The organism is Longibacter salinarum, from assembly GCF_002554795.1.
GTDB lineage: Bacteria > Bacteroidota > Rhodothermia > Rhodothermales > Salinibacteraceae > Longibacter > Longibacter salinarum.
On sequence record NZ_PDEQ01000004.1, the window covers coordinates 295,699 to 312,043 of the forward strand.

The following is a 16,345-nucleotide window of genomic DNA, read 5'->3' on the forward strand; positions in this document are numbered from 1 at the left end:
GTTTCCGAAGCGACAGTGCACAGCGTTCTCGGCAGGTGCAGTGAGCTTGTAAAAGAGCACAGCACCTACATCTTCCTGAAGTGCGACGAGTCGATTGGTTGCAAATGCCTTCCTTAGATGAATGGAACGGTGGAGCGGCGCAAGCGAATCTCCTGCCTCACTGATACACGCGTCACGTACTCCGCTACCATCCGACGCCGAATCCGACAACCTCGGGTTCGGCGTCCGTATGTCCCTTCTCTCCATATCGCCCGCTGGGTCAGTGACGGAAGTAACGAGACGGTGATCGCCGATGAGCCGGTCAAATCGAGTTTGAGCCAACTCGTTCGCTCTTGGGTGCCCTTACGAACGGCAGATACGCGATCAGCCCGTACGTCCATGTCAACCGGATCCAAGTGAACCGGTACGCGCTCCTCGTCACGCGTCTCCAGGTCGATGGGCCGTCTCTGACGCATACTCGAGGTTTCCTCGCCGTACCGCGCCCCCTGAATCACACGCATATCGCTGGGGATCGGTTGCGTTGTACGAGCGCGTATCCACCGCCTCCGATAAACAATTGTACTATATATATCTGCTCGCTCCCATTTAACGCGGACGAGATAGCGGGATGACGCGGTTACATCGACCGGGCGAAATCTAGGCGCACATGTATATGCAACCCATTGTAACTCATCCGGCCAATCACCGACAGAATGACCAACGGATATGCCACCGTTCCAGGAGGCTTTCTCGTCCAGCTAACAGGTAACGCTCTTCCCGTTACGGCTATACAAGAAGCGCAAGTCGCTCAGCGGGACGGGTGACGGCTACATACAGAAGTGCCTCTTTTTCAGGACCTCGGCAGGCCTGAAGATCTCTATGGTCTACAAACACGGTCCCGAACGTAGAGCCCTGCGCTTTGTGGACCGTCGTCGCATAGGCATAATCGACTGACGCAAACCTCTCTTTGAGTTCGTAGAATGCCCCCCATTTCGAGCCGTCCTCCTTCGCCCGTGTCCGGAGCCGCTCGAGGTCATTCTCATAGCGTTCATGCTCTTCCTCGTGAAGCACGAGAATCGTGCGATTGAAGGCAGCGTACGGACTCCGCACTTTCAGTTTCCATACCTTCCACTCGCTGAGGTCGTCGGCTTCAAATGTCGTGATCGATGTTTTTGTGACGCGCAGTTCCTCACTATTTTTGACGACCGGAGCTCCGTCGTGGAACCACGTCTCACGTGCAACCAGCCACTCCCCCTTCTCGAAACGAGGCGCATCGCTACCATAGCGAGCCGTTCGAATCTCGCGGTTGTACTTTCGCACCGTCCGATTTCGATACGCGAGGAGACGCGCATGGGCAGCATTATCTGCAAATGCATCGGAGTTAAACGTGCGAAGAACCGTATCCAGAAAGGCCTCGCGCTTGTGCGTAATGGCGACACCGATGCCGTCTTTAAATCGAGACTGAAAGCCGCGCGCTGTGCCCGTACGGACCTTGGTTGCCAGATCAAGAATCGGATTGTCGGTCGATTGCCGATGAACCTCCTCCAGCATCGGTCCCTCGACTTCGAGCGCAGGTGACGGATCTTCGTTTACTGGCGGCAACTGCGCGGGATCGCCGACGAAGAGCCACTGCAAATTCCGCTGCGATGCCTGGATATACTCCCACTCCTCACGGCCCACCATGGAGGCTTCGTCGCAGACAACGACGCTCGCGGGACGTTCTTCCTCCATCCCATCCGGAACCAGCACGTACTGTCCATCGACATCCGGCTTGAGACGAAGCCCGAGATACGAATGAAGCGTTTGCGTCTCGACCTCGCCTCCATCCAGCTGGTCGCGTAGGACCTGAACCGCCTTATGCGTCGGCGCGCACACGGTGACCGTGCAGCCCTCGGATACGAGCTGATCGACGAGTTGACTGACTAGAAAGGTTTTCCCGGTCCCCGCGTAGCCTCGGAGACCCGTAAATCGCTCGCCTGCGGCGAGACGCTCATACACAACATCGTAGGCGTCTTGCTGATGCTTCGTTAGCGACATGGACGAGAAAGACTACATTGCATACCGGCGGTTGGATGTGTCTGTACTTTGGCCTCTGGAACATGTGCCGAACATGAGAGGGTCCACTCAGACTTCATGGATGTACCGGTCGGACCCAGTGCAGAATCGAACGGAGATGTGGTTTTATCTAATGCCAGACCGGCTGCCCTTCCTCCGTGGGGTCGATCTCGTCCGTTATACGACCTTCAGCAGGAATCGTATTGCTCAATTGCTCGAGGTGGTGACCGAACCGATTCATGACGAAAAGGTGAGCAAGAGCCTGCGTGGCGTTATAGACATACCACGGCAACATGGGTGCAAAATCATGCACCGCGGTGATGATGTATTCGCCGTTCATAGCGCGTCTAAACTCGAGCCGTCCTTCCGGTCCCTTTGTCAGATCGGCCAGCATTCCACCGGTCACGTAGAATAGGTGGCGCCCTTCCGGACTCTGATCCGGTGCATATGTCATTTCCAGTAAGGTCAGGCCGAACGGTCGCAGCTGGAACTTGCACACTCTCTTACCCACGACCGAACACTTGAGAAGCGGCCATCCAAATCGCGGCAACCATCGAATGTATTCGTGCGCGACGTCACGCGCGGTGTAGCCAGGAGGAAGCGGCAGTCGCTGCACGGACCGCGCAACACTATCCTCTCGGATTGCTGCGTCATCTTCCGTTCGCAGGGCCGATCTGGGATTCGGCAGTGGGCGTCCATCTTCGGTCACCGACTTCTGTATCGCCTCCTCAAACGGCGTCGCGCCAGGCTCAAGATAGCGTTGAAGCGGATTTTCCGATACGACGGACTGGAAGCGGAGGCTGTCCACGATCGGATCCACGATGGACCACGGTCCGCCACTGAATACGCGAATCCAGGCCTTGGACAAATGCGGGGCGTCAAACGGCACAGTCGCCATCGGTCGCGGGCGTAACCCCAGGGCGCGGGCGGTCCGCTGAAGCATCTCCCGGTACGTCATGCGATCCGGCCCGCCCACATCGTACGTTTTGTTGTAATGCTGCGGCTCACCGAGGCAGGTGATCAGGCCTCGAATCGCATCTTTGACGAAAATCGGCTGGGTCTGCGCCTCCGTCCACTTCGGCAGCAGCATCGCAGGCAGACGACGCACGAGGTTTAGCAGCAGCCGAAGCCACGTGCCTCCGGGCCCAACGATTAGGCCAGCACGAAGCGTTGTCAGCGGAACAGATGTCGAACCGAGTGTCGACTGAATCTCCAGTCGGCTCCGAATGCGCGGAGGGAGTGTCTCCCGCGGAATATCGTCAGGCACGAGGCCGCCGACATAGAGAATTTGTTTTACGTCTTGCGCAGCAGCCGAGCGGGCAAAGTTGTCCGCCATCAGCAAATCGAGATCCGCGACTTCTGCCTGCGTCAGTCGTGCCGATGGGTGTACGGAATGTGCGAGATAGAAGGCGTAGTCGGCCCCCTGGAGTCGCTTTTCGATCTCGTGTGGCGAAAACAGGTCGCAGTGCTTCCATTCCTCCCCCTCTCGCCTACCGGTATTTCTGCGTGCCCGGATCGGCGACCGGGTGAGCGCAACCACACGATACTGGCCACGCAGAGCTTCCCGAAGGGCCGTGCCGAGAAAGCCGGTAGCACCTGCAATGACGACGGTGGGTCGATCGGAATTGCCCATAAGGATGTAGCACAAACGAGGCAGAAACGGCCCCCAGTGGAATGCAATGCCGGGCGACCAGCGCCTCCAAACGAAACGGAGGCACACAGACGACAAAAGCCAGTTCCGAGGCGTCTCGGAACCGGCTTCGTGCGGAGAGGGAGGGATTCGAACCCTCGAAACCGCGTTAACGGTTTACTCCCTTAGCAGGGGAGCGCCTTCGACCGCTCGGCCACCTCTCCTTGAAGTAATAAGTGTATGCCTCGGAGCGTCGCGATGTTGCTCTCTTATTTCGGTAGATGTTACAATACAGGTGGAGATACACGGTTCCGCGTTCTCCTTCCTGTAATGAACTTTCGACGGGTGTTCACGCGGAGACCTGATCCACCTCTCTGGTACGCTTACTCACGACAGGTAAATCAGCCGTCGCCAAGAGCCTCCGCACCACTTGTGATGTCGAGAATCTCCATCGTAATGGCGTTCTGACGCTCGCGGTTGTAGGTAATCCGCAGATCTTCGAGGAGATCTTCGGCATTGGACGTTGCGTTGTCCATCGCCACCATTCGCGCGCCTTGTTCAGCCGCGTTCGACTCGAGGAGCGCCCGCCAGAGCTGGTAATTCAGATAGCGTGGAACGAGCTCGTCGAGAATCTTCACGGCCCCCGGCTCGAAGATGTAGTCGATCTCCTGATCGTTATTCGTTTCCGGCTCGCCGTTAAGCTCTTCCTTCATGATCGGCGTCGCAAACGTCTCCTCCGGAAGCGGAAGAAGCGGCTCCACAATCCGGTTCTGAGCGATCGTGTTCTTAAACTCGTTGTAGACTACGTCGACCTTGTCCCACAGCTCACGGCGGTATCCTTCAATCGCATCGTCGACGATACCCGACGCCGTCTTAAAGCTGAGAGAGTCGAACACACCCCGGTAATCGCCGACGACCTGATAGTCGCGCTTCGAGAAGTGCTCGTGACCCTTACGGCCGACGCACAGCAGGTACAAGTTGCCCGCTTTCTGGACATCCCGATACTGCGACTCGATCGCTTCCTCTGCCTTCTTGATCACGTTCGAGTTGAACGCACCAGCAAGGCCACGATCTGCGGTTATGACGATGAGAAGAACCCCGTCAATCGCCTCGCGCTGCTGAAAGAACTCGTGAGCCGTCGGGTCGAGCTCTTCCTGCAAGTGATCGACGATCTCGCGGATCTTAAACGCATACGGGCGTGTGTTGAAGATCCGCTCCTGGGCTTTCCGAAGCTTAGCAGCCGCGACCATTTTCATGGCTCGCGTAACCTGCTTCGTGTTTTCAACCGAGTTGATTCGGTTTCGAATGTCGCGAAGGTTCGCCATAGATCAGGAGCGTTGCACAGAGGTGAGACAGAACCGCTATGGGCGTCACGGGCGGTGAGGCAAACCCTCACCGCACCAGTGCGACCCGTGCGGACACGCAATCAGGTGGAAGCTGTTACGCGGCAACTTCGCCGCCAAGAATGTCTTCGCTCTCTTCCTCTTCCTCCTCTGCGTAGACATCGGTGAGGTCATCGGCTACCTTCTCGAACGTCTCTTTCGCTTCGTCGGAAAGCTTGCCGGAGTCGCGAATTCCTTCCATCACGCTTTCGTGCTGGAGGCGCAGACGCTCGAGATACTCCTCTTCAAAGTCCGCGATCGATTCGAGCGGCACATCATCGAGGAGACCTTCGATCGCAACGTAAATGATCGCGACCTGCTCCTCGACCGGTACCGGCGAGAACTGATCCTGCTTGAGGATCTCGACCAGGCGCTCGCCCCGGTTGAGCTGGCGCTGCGTCGATGCATCGAGGTCGGAACCGAACTTAGCGAATGCTTCCAGCTCGCGGTACTGCGAGAGGTCGATGCGCAGCGTACCGGCCACTTTCTTCATCGCCTTAATCTGCGCGGATCCACCCACACGGGAGACCGACGTACCAACATCGATGGCCGGACGGATACCCGAGTTGAAGAGATCCGTCTCGAGGTAAATCTGACCGTCGGTAATGGAAATGACGTTCGTCGGAATGTATGCCGACACGTCACCAGCCTGCGTTTCAATCACAGGGAGAGCGGTCATCGAACCACCGCCTTCGACCTTGTCCTTCATAGCCTCCGGCAGGTTGTTCATTTCGCCGGCCACTTCATCGTTATCGATGATCTTGGCGGCGCGCTCCAGAAGGCGGCTGTGCAGGTAGAAGACATCACCCGGATACGCTTCACGTCCCGGCGGACGGCGAAGCAGCAGGGAGAGCTCGCGGTAAGCGACGGCCTGCTTCGAGAGATCGTCGAAACCGACGAGCGAATGGCGGCCGGTATCGCGGAAGAACTCGCCGATGCAGGCTCCAGCGAATGGAGCCACGTACTGCAGAGGCGTCGGCATGGACGCCGAAGCGTTCACGATCACCGTGTATTCCATCGCGCCGTTGCGCTCGAGATCGCGACGGACCTGGGCGACCGTCGAGTCCTTCTGGCCGACGGCGACGTAGACGCAGTAGACCGGCTTGTCGGTGTCGTGCGTCTGCTTCTGGTTGATGATCGTATCGATGATCACCGCCGTCTTACCGGTCTGACGGTCACCAATGACGAGCTCACGCTGACCGCGACCGATCGGAATGGCCGAGTCAATCGACTTAATACCGGTCTGAAGCGGTTCACTCACCGGTTCACGGTAGATCACGCCCGGTGCTTTGCGCTCGAGCGGAAGCGACATCTTCTCGCCTTCGATCGGTCCCTTCCCGTCCATCGGGTTGCCGAGCGGGTCGATGACACGCCCAAGCATATTTTCATTGACGTTGATCGAGGCGATCTCGCCCGTACGACGAACCTCATCGCCCTCACTGACCGCGTCGACCTCACCGAAGATAATGACGCCGACGTTGTCTTCTTCCAGGTTCAGAACCATTCCCTGAACGCCGCTATCCGGGAAATCGACGAGCTCACCGGCCTGGACGTTGGCAAGGCCATAGATGGAGGCAATCCCGTCACCGGCTTGCAGCACGGTTCCTACTTCATAAGTTTCGGCATCAGCCTCGAAACCGCCCAGCTCTTGCTTGAGGACGGACGTGACTTCATCCGGTCGTATCGACGTGCCGTTGGACATAGCGTGTAAGGTCGAAAGGTGATATCAAATCTTGATGCGGAGCGAGGATCGGCAGTGAGCCGATCGGAATGGGATACTTCTAAAGGGGGACTGCTGGGTCAGGGCGCAGGAGGCGCGCCGTTCTCGGCCGGGGCATCCCCGACGCGGCCCGTGCGGAAGCGCTCACGAAGGTTCTCCAGCTTGTTGCGGACGCTTCCGTCAAAGACCCGATCGCCAATTCGGACGACGACACCTCCGATCAGGGATTCATCGACATCCACAACGAGACGGATCTTCTTACCGGTGGTCGCCTTCAGCGCGTTCTTGAGCGCCTCCCGGTCGTCGTCAGACAAATCGTATGCTGCCTTCACATGAGCCTCGACCACGCCACGTTGTTCATCCCGCAGCGCCCGGTACTGATTCGTCATCGGGGAGATCATACCCTCCCGGTCTTTTCGAACCAGGAGTTTGAGAAAGCGAACCGTCAGCTCATGCGTACGATCAGCCAACAGAGCGTCAATCACGTTTCCCTTCTTCTCGTCAGATATGACGGGATTCTGAAAGAAACGATGTAGCTCGTGCGAGTCGTCGAGCGAGGCGCGAAGAAGGGCGACATCGCCATCGATGGCATCGACAATGCCAAGGCGATCGGCCTCTTCATAAAGCGCGGTCGCGTACCGGCGAGCGACAGTGCGTTGACTCATAGGGTGTGCAGGCGATTAGGCGTTCAGCAGGAAACAGCGGCCAGGCCGCTGAAGAATAGCGACGCGCTTAATTCTGGGGCAGGTCGTCGATGAAGTCGTTGACCAGCTTGCGCTGACGCGGGGCGTCAAGATCTTCCTTGACGATTTTCGAAGCAGCCTGCACAGCGAGGTCGGCAACTTCGTCGCGGAGTTCTTGGAGCGCACCCTGCTTCTCGCGTTCGATTTCAGCACGGGCCTGCTCCTGCATGCGCTGCACCTCTTCGCGCATCTGAGCTTTCTCCTTCTCCTTCAGCTCTTCGGCAGATTCGCGCGCCTCGCGAAGAATACGTTGCGCTTCACGCTCGGCTTCGCGGCGGGCTTTGTCGTTTTCGGCCTGAATTTGCTTCGCTTCCTGCAGCGCTTTTTCGGCGCGGCGGATCGAATTATCGATCGTTTCCTCCCGGTCCTTCAGGGACGTGGTGATCGGCCCCCACGCGTATTTGTAGAGAACGAAAAGCAGGATCGAGAACGCGATTGCTTTCCAGACGATGAGTCCGGAGGCAGGTTCGAGAAGTCCGGCAGCAAGTACGAGGTGCATAACAGTCTTCCGGGAAGTATTCCGGGATGAAGATTCTCCGGGGCGAGAGGCAGACCGCAAAGCGAAAGCGACGCGGTCAACAACAGGGATCGAATGGGTAAACGAGGGATTGGGCCCTCAGGTGCCCATTCGGGAGGGTCGGCGGTGCAGCGGGCGAGCGTGGACGGGTCGCGGCAGTCTGCCGACGCGTTTCCGCACGAACGAAAACGTCTCGGCAGACCGGCACGAGCCGAGCACAGCACAGCGATAAACGATCGGGCCAGAGGCCGCCTCGGGAGAGGCGAGTCGCGCCACCGTCGCATGCTGCCCGAAGACAACTAACGACGGCGACGTCCACTCGGACCTGTTCGTATCGCCGGGAGCGTCCCCTCCATGCACTACGCATGGGCGACTGGACGCTGTGAAGCCGGTGCCGGAGCCGCGTAGGTTACGACGTCGCCAGCAGGACGCAGATAACGAGACCGAAGAGGGCAACACCCTCAATCAGCGCCGCGGCAATAATCATCGACGTACGGATGTCACCGGCGGCTTCCGGCTGACGTGCAGAGCCTTCCATCGCAGGGCCAGCAAGACGGCCAATGCCGTAGCTAGCACCAATCGTCACGAGTCCGGCGCCAAGACCGGCAGCAAGAAAAGCGTATGCAGTCGGATCAAATTCCATAGTGAAAACCTCAGGTTAAGTCGTTCGAGTCGGTGGGGCGAGTGTAGATCCCGGGGAACCGGGGTACGAACAGGAAGGGTCCTGCATCGTGGGGGTCCTGCAAAGGGTTGTACTGCGAGGCACACCTCGGCCCGAGCCAAGGTGACCGTTCCGAAGCAAATCGATGCTAGGATGCAACGGCTTCGCGTTCGGTGGAGACGCGCGTCTTCTCGGGAGCGGCGCCGTCACCCGCAAGGGCGGGCGTCAGGTCTCCGGTGTCGTGGTGGTGCTCATGCTCGTGATGCTCATCATGGTGATCGTGCTCTTCGACGGACATGCCGATGAAGAGCGCCGACAGGATGGTGAACACGTAGGCCTGAATGAAGGCCACCAGCAGCTTCACCAGTGAGATAAACACCGTCAGGAAGATGCTTGGGATGGCGGCCCCATAGGCCGCGGTCGGCCCGAACGTCACGTTCATAATGAAGATGAGCCCGAGCAGGCTGAAGATCACCAACGCACCTGCCGCCATATTCGCAAAGAGACGAATGGCAAGCGCAAAGTGACGGGTTAAGAGTCCGAGAATCTCGACAGGGACGAGAATAATTCGGATCAGAACCGGCACCTCAGGCGGGCCGAGAAGGATATGTCTCCAGTGATCCTTCGATGCGTACACCTGCCCGATCACGAAGGTGAAGACCGCCAGCATACCCGTGACCGCCAGATTGGAGGTCGCGGCAGCGCCGTACGGCACAAGCCCGAGCAGGTTTGCAAACAGAATGAAGAAGAATGCTGTCAGCAGGTACGGCAGAAATTTTTCGTGCTTATCGCCGAGCGTTGGCTTGGCGATCTCGTCGCGGATGTAGATAATCAACGCCTCAAAGGCATTCTGAAACACCCCTCTGGGTGCTTCATCGCGCCCGACGCCTCGCTTGTATTTATTCGCAAGCGAAATACCGATAACGGCGACGATCAGCATCGCCAGGAGTCCGAAAAGCAAGTGCCGCGAGATCGAGAAGTCCAAGATCACGCTTCCGGCCGCCGGCTGAAGCTGGGCGTGAAGGTGCTTATGACTTTCGATCGCCGTCTCGAGCTGCGCCGCGGTCTTCACGGGCCCCTCTTCGAGAACAAGCTGAAAGTCACCGGACCGAAGCGCGGCCGCGGTCGAAGCATATGCCTTCACGGTGAGCGAGCCTGACGCATCTTCCATCAGGAATATACGCGGGAGCTCGACCGTGGCCATCGGCTCAAACTCAAGGTAAAAGCCGTCGGCCGTATGCCCAACGATGTCGACCGTCCCCCCTTCTGCGGCCTGGGCATTCATCGGGGCCCAGAACACGCCGAGGGTGAGCACGACGAGCAGAGCGTACAGGGACTTCTTCATGGCAACGTGTCGTTCGTACATGCAGTACCCGTGGTTACGGATGGGTGCGGCCGGCATGAGCCCCTGTGGAGCTTTCACTGCCGCCCGCATTGAAAAAACATTGCTGTGTGCCTGGTGGATGCCGGCGCGATGAGGCAACCAGTTGATACGTGCTCCAAATCGATACAGAAACTACAAGCGTGACGCCTTCACCAAGCGAGTGAAAGCACCGCCTACTTCACCGTCGCGCATCGTCGGACGCATCCCCAGCCGCTTCGCGGACCACGTCGCTTGTCTGGCGATGAAGGTGCAACACCTCCATAATAAGCGTTACGACGAAGACCCCAAAGAAAGAGCCGATGAATGCTGTCTCGTCGACCGGCACAAAGACCAGTGTTACTGTAACGAGAAGCAGGGCAAATGCCATTCGCGCCAAAAGACCACCGAAGGCGATGGCCAGAAACTGGTTTCGACTACCGGACTGAAGCGCAACCCGATGCGTTATGAGACTCGCGATCGCATATAGCAGGGCTAGCCCTACACCGATAGCGAGTCCGATCAGTACTGGTTCATCCATAGTCGACTCCGTTCGACTGCAACATGTGAGTGCAGTGATCCCGCCCAAATATCGCATCGGGCGAAATGCCGATTCACATCAGCATTCGGAATCTACTGATTAGCAAGAGAGGTGCTGATAAGGGACAGTGAATAATAAGTCAAAGGGGGATGGAAAGCGACGAGTCGAACCAGCCCAAACCTACCAGCGCCCTCCGGAAGCGTGTCGATCTACCGCCAAACCCATGTCGGTTTGGGCTCAACCATCCGGCGACGTGCCCGAATCGGACGCGCCCGACTCACTCTTTTTTCTCCTCCGTACCTTTTTCTGCTCCTCCTCGATGTTGAAGCGCATGATGATCCCGAGAATGGCAACAAAGCTCAACACCGTCCCGGCGATGCTCAGCCAGGGTACTGTTTCGAGGTAGCGGTCCAGCCAGGCTCCGCCCCCACCGAAGATGAGAATCGCGGCAGCGATGCGATACCCTAGGTCGATGTGCGGCCCAGCCACGCGTAATGATTCCTGCCAACTTGCCTTTCCCATTACACCGAATCGATTGGCGTGGTCATGATGGCTGCGTCGGCCCCACCCTCAACATGCGAATCGACCGATCTACTTCTTCGCACCCGACGACTCAGGGGTCGCCGTACCGGAATCGACCGAACTCTTCTTCGAGCTGGGCTTCCCGGACGCACTCGACGACTTAGATGACTTGGACGTGGAGGCTGCGACATCGTCGGACCCAACCGCTTTTTCGGTGACTGCCTCTCCCATCTTACACGTGCCGGTGAAGACGGCACCTTCCTCGACGACCAGACGGTCGGTCTGGATACTTCCATCAACATGTGCTGTGCTTTCCAGCTCTAGACGCTCGTCGACGTATACTTCTCCTTCGATGGTGCCGCCAACAGCGGCATTGGTGGCGCGCAGCTCTCCTTCTACGACACCATTTTTCGAGATGACCGCCCGACCGTTCACGATCAGCTTACCGACGACGCGGCCGCTGACATTCACGTTGCTCTCTGCGCGAAGCGTCCCTTCGAAAACGGTCCCTTCGCCAACGATATTGAACTGGGCCTGACTTTGTCCACTGCCCTGATTAGCCATAGACGATTTTGAGCTTTTGTCTTTCTTATTTCCGAAAATAGCCATTCGACGTGCGGGGGAGGGAATGCAAGAAACGACTACGCTGAGAAGACGACCTACGCCACACCCAGCGCAAGGCCCGACCGATGCAATGACGACCGAGCCGCGTGCGCCCGCTTATAGAGATCGTCCTGCGTGTGGATGGTACACCACAGAACGGGCATATCCAAACGCAAACGAGCTGGAGAGAGATGCTGGCGCTATGAAGCGGACACGGATCTGGGGGCTCATAAGATCCACCCTGCGCCAGATAAAGGAGGACCTCACCACGAAATTCGACCAACCTCACCGATTTCCCACATGGATCAGCCTAGAAGTATGGACACCCGTGGCCGCTCTACCATCCTTCGAAGAGGGGCCGCGGGTCCTGCGCGAGCCCATTGTGCCAGAGCTCAAAGTGCAAGTGCGGACCGGTCGTGATCTCGCCCGAGTTGCCACTGATCGCGACGGCTTCTTGCTGATGCACGCGGTCGCCGACGCGCTTAACGAGGCGCTGGTTATGCTTGTAGACCGACACGTACCCATCCGCATGCTGCACTGCTACCGTAAAGCCCCCATCGTTCGTCCAATCAGCAAAGATGACGTAACCGTCCGCCACGGAGTACACATACGAGCCGGCCTCAACGGCGATATCAATCGCGTAATGACCCTCTCGCACGTTAAAGCCGCGGGTCGGGAAGCCCGTCTCGACCGGAGGAGCCAGCGGCATTCGCAGACTCGGCAATCCATCGACGGAGCCCGAAGACGACGCGCTGCTCGCCGGGAAGCTCGTGACCGTCACGGCCGGTTGCTCGTGCACCTCGCTGTTTCCCGATCGCTGCTGTGGAGCCGGACGGCTTCGGGCGCCGGGCTGAGATGCCGGCTCCGAGGCAGATGCTGCTCCACGCGGCTCAACGCGACCTGTCATGAGTTGCTGCAGCCGCTCGATGTAGCGACGCTGCACCGTCAGCGAGTCGCGAAGGGCCGCGACGCGCATCGCACTCAGCTGCGCGCTACGCTGCACAGCCTCGGTTCCGTAGCCAGGAATAAGCGTACGGATCGGGGTGAACGCAATGATCGCCGTCGTGAGGACCACCGCGGCACCCAGTGTGGATAGCCAGAGCACACCGAGCTCCCGTGGGCGGACCTCATGTCGCCGCGCGGGGTCCGAGCTCTCGTCGTTCATGACGAGAACGGTAAGTTTTGCACGCCAGTGGTCGGCGAGATCCGACAAGAACGTCCACATGCGAGATCGGTGCTTAGGGGAAACGGGGCACGAGCGAGATGAGCACACGCAATGGAACGGCCGTAACGCCATCCAACTTGGCTCGTCGTCTTACAACGTAGGGCACTTACCGGACGATTTCACCGGCATCCCCACGAAAAGGATGCGGTATACCGACGATTTTCGAATAGCGGGGAAACAACATGCAAGGTGCCATTGTGCTCTACAACTGTACCCGTGGAGATACGTGTTCGGTCGCCCGGAGCATTTGACTATGCTACAGAGGCTCGACCCCGAAAGCCGTATTTCCCCAGCTTTTGAATATGAAAGACAGCATCCGACATGCCGCAGAATAAGTCCGCAGAGAAGCGTATCCGCCAGAACGAAAAGCGGCGCAGCCGCAACAAGGCCAAGAAGACGAACGTCCGGTCGATGATGAAAAAGCTCCGTGCCACGGAGGATAAGGCCGAAGCTGAATCGCTTCTCGACGACGTCAAGGCAGCCCTCGACCGCCTGGCCGGCAAGGGTATTATCCACAAGAACAAGGCCGCCAACTACAAGAGCAAGCTTGAGAAGCACGTGAACTCGCTCGATGCGTAGGCCGAAAGGTCGAGTCTATCCATCCGGGTGGGCTCCCTTTTACGAAACGACGGCGTCCAACCGCTTTCGAGGCTCGCTCACGCGTAGCCGTACCGCCAACATGCGATGAACTCGGAATGACGAGATTCAAGCGCATGCGTGCGAAGATTTTATTCCGTTAACGTGATAACTCTTCAACGCGGCGGTCAAAGCATTGCGTTCCGGTTGGATATTCCCAATATTCGCGGAGGAAGACCATGCCTGTGCCGAAGGTATTTGGCATGTTTCCCCACGTTGCCGTATACATGAGCGCAGCGTACCTGCGATTTTCGAGGCGAGTTCAGTCGCCGAAACGACCCGAAACAATCGCTTTTGTGCATGGGAAGGTAGCGGGTTAGATTTATTTCCCGCTCATCTCATGATCGCTCCGGGTCGGTTCGCGGAGACTCTTGTTGCACGATCATAGCCCGATTCGTCTGATTACAACCAGACGATATCAACCATCGGGTCTGTTCTCACCTGAACTGCAGCCGCAGTCGCGCCAAATTGTTCTTTACTTGCACGTCGACTGCGCGTTGTCTTTTCGCTTTACCGCGCATTGGTCCGTTCATCGGACTCATCCAGCAGCAGGGGTTTCTCCTGCACCAGGGCTTCGGCCCTATATTGAAGCACCGGCATCGTAGCATCGGTTTTCGCTTCCTCAGACGCAGCGCAACCAACCACTATGAAAATACATACTGTGAACGCACGTCAAAGCTTCACCTATTGGCTTCCTCTTCTGCTCGTCCTCGGCGGGCTCTTCGCCGCGGGTTGCGGCCCAACGGCTCCAGAGGTCATGTCGACTTCTGGACCGGATGAGCTGGAAACCGGCGAATCTGGCACGTTTGAGGCCACCGTCAACGAAGATGTCGGTGAAGATGGCCTCAGCTACACCTGGAACTTCGGCGACGGCAACACCGGCTCCGGCCTCCTCGCGAGCCACAGCTTCAGCTCGCCCGGAGAGTACCAGGTCGTGTTCACCGCCCAGAACGAAGGCGGTACAGCCCGCGACACGATGATGGTCAACGTGGTGCGCCCGCCGCAGCCAGCCCGCATCACCACGATCAACGCCAACCCGAATCCGGCAGACGAAGGCGAGTCGGTTAGCTTCAGCAGCAACGTCCGCGGCGACAGCCCCCTCTCCTATGAGTGGGACTTCGGCGACGGAAACACCGCTACCGGCGAGTCGGCTTCGCACACGTTCGAAGAGCCGGGCCAGTACACCGTCTCCCTCACCGCGTCGAACGACGTCGGCCAGGACACGCGCACCCTCAACATGACGGTCGAGCGTGACCTGCCGCCGATCTGCACCAGCGTCAGCGAGTTCAACTCGGCGTTCTTCAGCCGGAACTCCAGCACGCTCTCGGATGAAGCCGAGTCCTCCCTTATGGAGAACAGCGACATCCTGAGCCAGTGCCCGAACCTCAGCGTTCGCGTCGAAGGATACGCCGCCCCGGGCGAGCGTAGCCCTGAGTCCCTGTCGGAAGATCGCGCCCGCGCGGTCTCCCAGTTCTACCAGGACAACGATGTTGCCGCGAGCCGCGTCACGACGTCTGCTGAAGGCGAAGTGGGTGGAGTCACGAGCAAGAAAGGTGGCACGCGTCAGTTCCGCCGCGCCGACTCGATTCCGGTGCGCAACTAACGTATCCGCCTGACGGATCTGGCGAGATTCGCTCTCGCCACCAAGGCCTCCTTCCTCCGGGAAGGAGGCCTTTTTGTATGCAAACGGGTGTTTTGGCGCAGCGAATGGGCTTTCCCTCCCCGGCGAACTCCTGACCTCTCTGCTCCGTTTTCTACTTCCTCTTCTGTTTCTCTCTCGTCGCCTCCTTCCTTCATCCCCATGCCCGGCTTCGACGCATCAGCCCAATTGGATCTCACGCTACGCCTGAAGGCTGAAGCACGGCGCCTCGGCTTTGACGACTGCGGCATCTCTTCCGCTGAGCCCCTTGACGAGGAAGCCCGCCGTCTCGAACAATGGCTTCTCGAGGGACGCTACGCGACGATGGAGTGGATGGCGAACCATTTCGACAAGCGCACCGACCCCACCCAACTGGTTGAGGGGGCGCAGTCGGTCATCTCTGTGCTCCACAACTATTACCAACCCGATCCGCCCGAAGCGTCCGACGGGCGGGGAAAGATCAGTCGGTATGCGTGGGGCGACGATTACCACGAGGTGATGAAGGACAAGCTGTACCGCCTCTATCAGTGGCTCCAGGAGGAGGTGGGTACAGATGTAAACGGGCGCGCATTTGTAGACTCGGCGCCCGTGATGGACAAAGCCTGGGCGGCTCGGTCCGGACTCGGCTGGCAGGGAAAGAATACCCTCCTGCTGAATCGCGAGATGGGCTCGTACTTCTTTCTTGGTGAGCTGATCGTCGACGTCCCTCTGACCCCCGATGCGCCGGTTCCCGACTCATGCGGCTCCTGCACTCGGTGCCTGGATGCCTGCCCGACCGACGCGCTGTACGAACCGTATGCTCTCGACGCTTCACGCTGCATCTCCTACCTCACGATTGAGCACCGTGGCTTCGACGTGCCGGACGAGATCCGTGAGGAATTGCACAACTGGATCTTCGGCTGCGACATCTGTCAGCAGGTCTGCCCGTGGAATAAATTTTCGCGCCCGACGCAGGAGCCAAGGTACGAAGCGCGGGAGGACGTCCGCGACACCGACTTACATGACTGGGTGGAGATGAATCTGGATGCCTTCGAGAAACGCTTTCAAGGTACGCCGGTCACGAGGGCCGGCTACGAAGGCTTTCAGCGGAACGTGCGAAATGCGATGGCGAAACTGGAGTCCACGTCGTAGC

Annotated in this window: 16 protein-coding genes and 1 tRNA gene; 3 read left to right on the forward strand and 14 right to left on the reverse strand. The window is 58.6% G+C overall.

The genetic code is table 11. The annotated features are described in order from the left end of the window. Positions 1-113 precede the first annotated feature (113 nt). The 14 genes from CRI94_RS09570 to CRI94_RS09635 all read right to left on the reverse strand — a co-directional run bounded on the left by CRI94_RS09570 (position 114) and on the right by CRI94_RS09635 (position 12,938). Positions 114-500 (reverse strand): hypothetical protein, encoded by a 387-nt coding sequence (locus CRI94_RS09570; protein WP_098075472.1) that lies wholly within the window; start codon positions 498-500, stop codon positions 114-116. A gap of 265 nt (positions 501-765) precedes the next feature. After that, positions 766-2,016 carry an ATP-dependent DNA helicase gene (locus CRI94_RS09575; protein ID WP_098075473.1) on the reverse strand — a complete coding sequence of 417 codons (1,251 nt, stop codon included), beginning with the start codon at positions 2,014-2,016 and terminating at the stop codon, positions 766-768. A gap of 148 nt (positions 2,017-2,164) precedes the next feature. Further along, positions 2,165-3,667: an NAD-dependent epimerase/dehydratase family protein gene (locus CRI94_RS09580; protein ID WP_098075474.1), complete on the reverse strand. Its 1,503-nt coding sequence runs from the start codon at positions 3,665-3,667 to the stop codon at positions 2,165-2,167. A gap of 132 nt (positions 3,668-3,799) precedes the next feature. Next, positions 3,800-3,888, reverse strand: a tRNA-Ser gene (locus CRI94_RS09585). Between the two features lie 177 nt (positions 3,889-4,065). Then, positions 4,066-4,989: an ATP synthase F1 subunit gamma gene (gene atpG / locus CRI94_RS09590; protein WP_098075475.1), complete on the reverse strand. Its 924-nt coding sequence runs from the start codon at positions 4,987-4,989 to the stop codon at positions 4,066-4,068. A gap of 115 nt (positions 4,990-5,104) precedes the next feature. Further along, positions 5,105-6,748, reverse strand: a complete 1,644-nt coding sequence (gene atpA, locus CRI94_RS09595; protein WP_098075476.1) for a F0F1 ATP synthase subunit alpha — start codon at positions 6,746-6,748, stop codon at positions 5,105-5,107. Positions 6,749-6,846: 98 nt separating this feature from the next. Then, positions 6,847-7,431, reverse strand: a complete 585-nt coding sequence (gene atpH / locus CRI94_RS09600) for an ATP synthase F1 subunit delta (protein ID WP_098075477.1) — start codon at positions 7,429-7,431, stop codon at positions 6,847-6,849. Positions 7,432-7,498: 67 nt separating this feature from the next. Next, complete coding sequence (gene atpF, locus CRI94_RS09605) at positions 7,499-8,008, reverse strand: F0F1 ATP synthase subunit B (protein WP_098075478.1); 510 nt, start codon at positions 8,006-8,008, stop codon at positions 7,499-7,501. A gap of 427 nt (positions 8,009-8,435) precedes the next feature. Continuing rightward, positions 8,436-8,669: an ATP synthase F0 subunit C gene (atpE, locus tag CRI94_RS09610; RefSeq protein WP_098075479.1), complete on the reverse strand. Its 234-nt coding sequence runs from the start codon at positions 8,667-8,669 to the stop codon at positions 8,436-8,438. Positions 8,670-8,835: 166 nt separating this feature from the next. Then, positions 8,836-10,032, reverse strand: coding sequence for a F0F1 ATP synthase subunit A (gene atpB / locus CRI94_RS09615; protein ID WP_245846149.1), 1,197 nt, complete (start codon positions 10,030-10,032; stop codon positions 8,836-8,838). A 217-nt stretch (positions 10,033-10,249) separates the two neighbouring features. Further along, the gene (locus CRI94_RS09620) at positions 10,250-10,588 is read right to left on the reverse strand and encodes a hypothetical protein (RefSeq protein WP_098075481.1); all 339 of its coding nucleotides are present in this window, start codon (positions 10,586-10,588) and stop codon (positions 10,250-10,252) included. Between the two features lie 237 nt (positions 10,589-10,825). Then, the gene (locus CRI94_RS09625; protein WP_098075482.1) at positions 10,826-11,110 is read right to left on the reverse strand and encodes an AtpZ/AtpI family protein; all 285 of its coding nucleotides are present in this window, start codon (positions 11,108-11,110) and stop codon (positions 10,826-10,828) included. A gap of 69 nt (positions 11,111-11,179) precedes the next feature. Continuing rightward, the gene (locus CRI94_RS09630) at positions 11,180-11,674 is read right to left on the reverse strand and encodes a bactofilin family protein (RefSeq protein ID WP_179862233.1); all 495 of its coding nucleotides are present in this window, start codon (positions 11,672-11,674) and stop codon (positions 11,180-11,182) included. Between the two features lie 376 nt (positions 11,675-12,050). Further along, a complete protein-coding gene (locus tag CRI94_RS09635; RefSeq protein WP_098075484.1) occupies positions 12,051-12,938 on the reverse strand; it encodes a M23 family metallopeptidase in 888 nt (295 codons plus the stop codon). Positions 12,939-13,259: 321 nt separating this feature from the next. Here CRI94_RS09635 and rpsT point away from each other — a divergent pair, with 321 nt between their 5' ends. The 3 genes from rpsT to queG all read left to right on the forward strand — a co-directional run bounded on the left by rpsT (position 13,260) and on the right by queG (position 16,344). After that, complete coding sequence (gene rpsT / locus CRI94_RS09640) at positions 13,260-13,517, forward strand: 30S ribosomal protein S20 (RefSeq protein WP_098075485.1); 258 nt, start codon at positions 13,260-13,262, stop codon at positions 13,515-13,517. A 703-nt stretch (positions 13,518-14,220) separates the two neighbouring features. Beyond that, positions 14,221-15,177 carry a PKD domain-containing protein gene (locus tag CRI94_RS09645; protein ID WP_098075486.1) on the forward strand — a complete coding sequence of 319 codons (957 nt, stop codon included), beginning with the start codon at positions 14,221-14,223 and terminating at the stop codon, positions 15,175-15,177. Between the two features lie 198 nt (positions 15,178-15,375). Beyond that, the gene (queG, locus tag CRI94_RS09650) at positions 15,376-16,344 is read left to right on the forward strand and encodes a tRNA epoxyqueuosine(34) reductase QueG (RefSeq protein ID WP_098075487.1); all 969 of its coding nucleotides are present in this window, start codon (positions 15,376-15,378) and stop codon (positions 16,342-16,344) included. The last annotated feature ends 1 nt before the right edge of the window (position 16,345 follow it).

What these genes read in the sequence shown, in the direction of transcription:
- CRI94_RS09570 (WP_098075472.1), bottom strand. Translation starts at nt 500, where the DNA reads ATGCGTGTGATTCAGGGGGCGCGGTACGGCGAGGAAACCTCGAGTATG.
- CRI94_RS09575 (WP_098075473.1), bottom strand. Translation starts at nt 2,016, where the DNA reads ATGTCGCTAACGAAGCATCAGCAAGACGCCTACGATGTTGTGTATGAG.
- CRI94_RS09580 (WP_098075474.1), bottom strand. Translation starts at nt 3,667, where the DNA reads ATGGGCAATTCCGATCGACCCACCGTCGTCATTGCAGGTGCTACCGGC.
- atpG (WP_098075475.1), bottom strand. Translation starts at nt 4,989, where the DNA reads ATGGCGAACCTTCGCGACATTCGAAACCGAATCAACTCGGTTGAAAAC.
- atpA (WP_098075476.1), bottom strand. Translation starts at nt 6,748, where the DNA reads ATGTCCAACGGCACGTCGATACGACCGGATGAAGTCACGTCCGTCCTC.
- atpH (WP_098075477.1), bottom strand. Translation starts at nt 7,431, where the DNA reads ATGAGTCAACGCACTGTCGCTCGCCGGTACGCGACCGCGCTTTATGAA.
- atpF (WP_098075478.1), bottom strand. Translation starts at nt 8,008, where the DNA reads ATGCACCTCGTACTTGCTGCCGGACTTCTCGAACCTGCCTCCGGACTC.
- atpE (WP_098075479.1), bottom strand. Translation starts at nt 8,669, where the DNA reads ATGGAATTTGATCCGACTGCATACGCTTTTCTTGCTGCCGGTCTTGGC.
- atpB (WP_245846149.1), bottom strand. Translation starts at nt 10,032, where the DNA reads ATGAAGAAGTCCCTGTACGCTCTGCTCGTCGTGCTCACCCTCGGCGTG.
- CRI94_RS09620 (WP_098075481.1), bottom strand. Translation starts at nt 10,588, where the DNA reads ATGGATGAACCAGTACTGATCGGACTCGCTATCGGTGTAGGGCTAGCC.
- CRI94_RS09625 (WP_098075482.1), bottom strand. Translation starts at nt 11,110, where the DNA reads ATGGGAAAGGCAAGTTGGCAGGAATCATTACGCGTGGCTGGGCCGCAC.
- CRI94_RS09630 (WP_179862233.1), bottom strand. Translation starts at nt 11,674, where the DNA reads ATGGCTAATCAGGGCAGTGGACAAAGTCAGGCCCAGTTCAATATCGTT.
- CRI94_RS09635 (WP_098075484.1), bottom strand. Translation starts at nt 12,938, where the DNA reads ATGTGGACGTTCTTGTCGGATCTCGCCGACCACTGGCGTGCAAAACTT.
- rpsT (WP_098075485.1), top strand. Translation starts at nt 13,260, where the DNA reads ATGCCGCAGAATAAGTCCGCAGAGAAGCGTATCCGCCAGAACGAAAAG.
- CRI94_RS09645 (WP_098075486.1), top strand. Translation starts at nt 14,221, where the DNA reads ATGAAAATACATACTGTGAACGCACGTCAAAGCTTCACCTATTGGCTT.
- queG (WP_098075487.1), top strand. Translation starts at nt 15,376, where the DNA reads ATGCCCGGCTTCGACGCATCAGCCCAATTGGATCTCACGCTACGCCTG.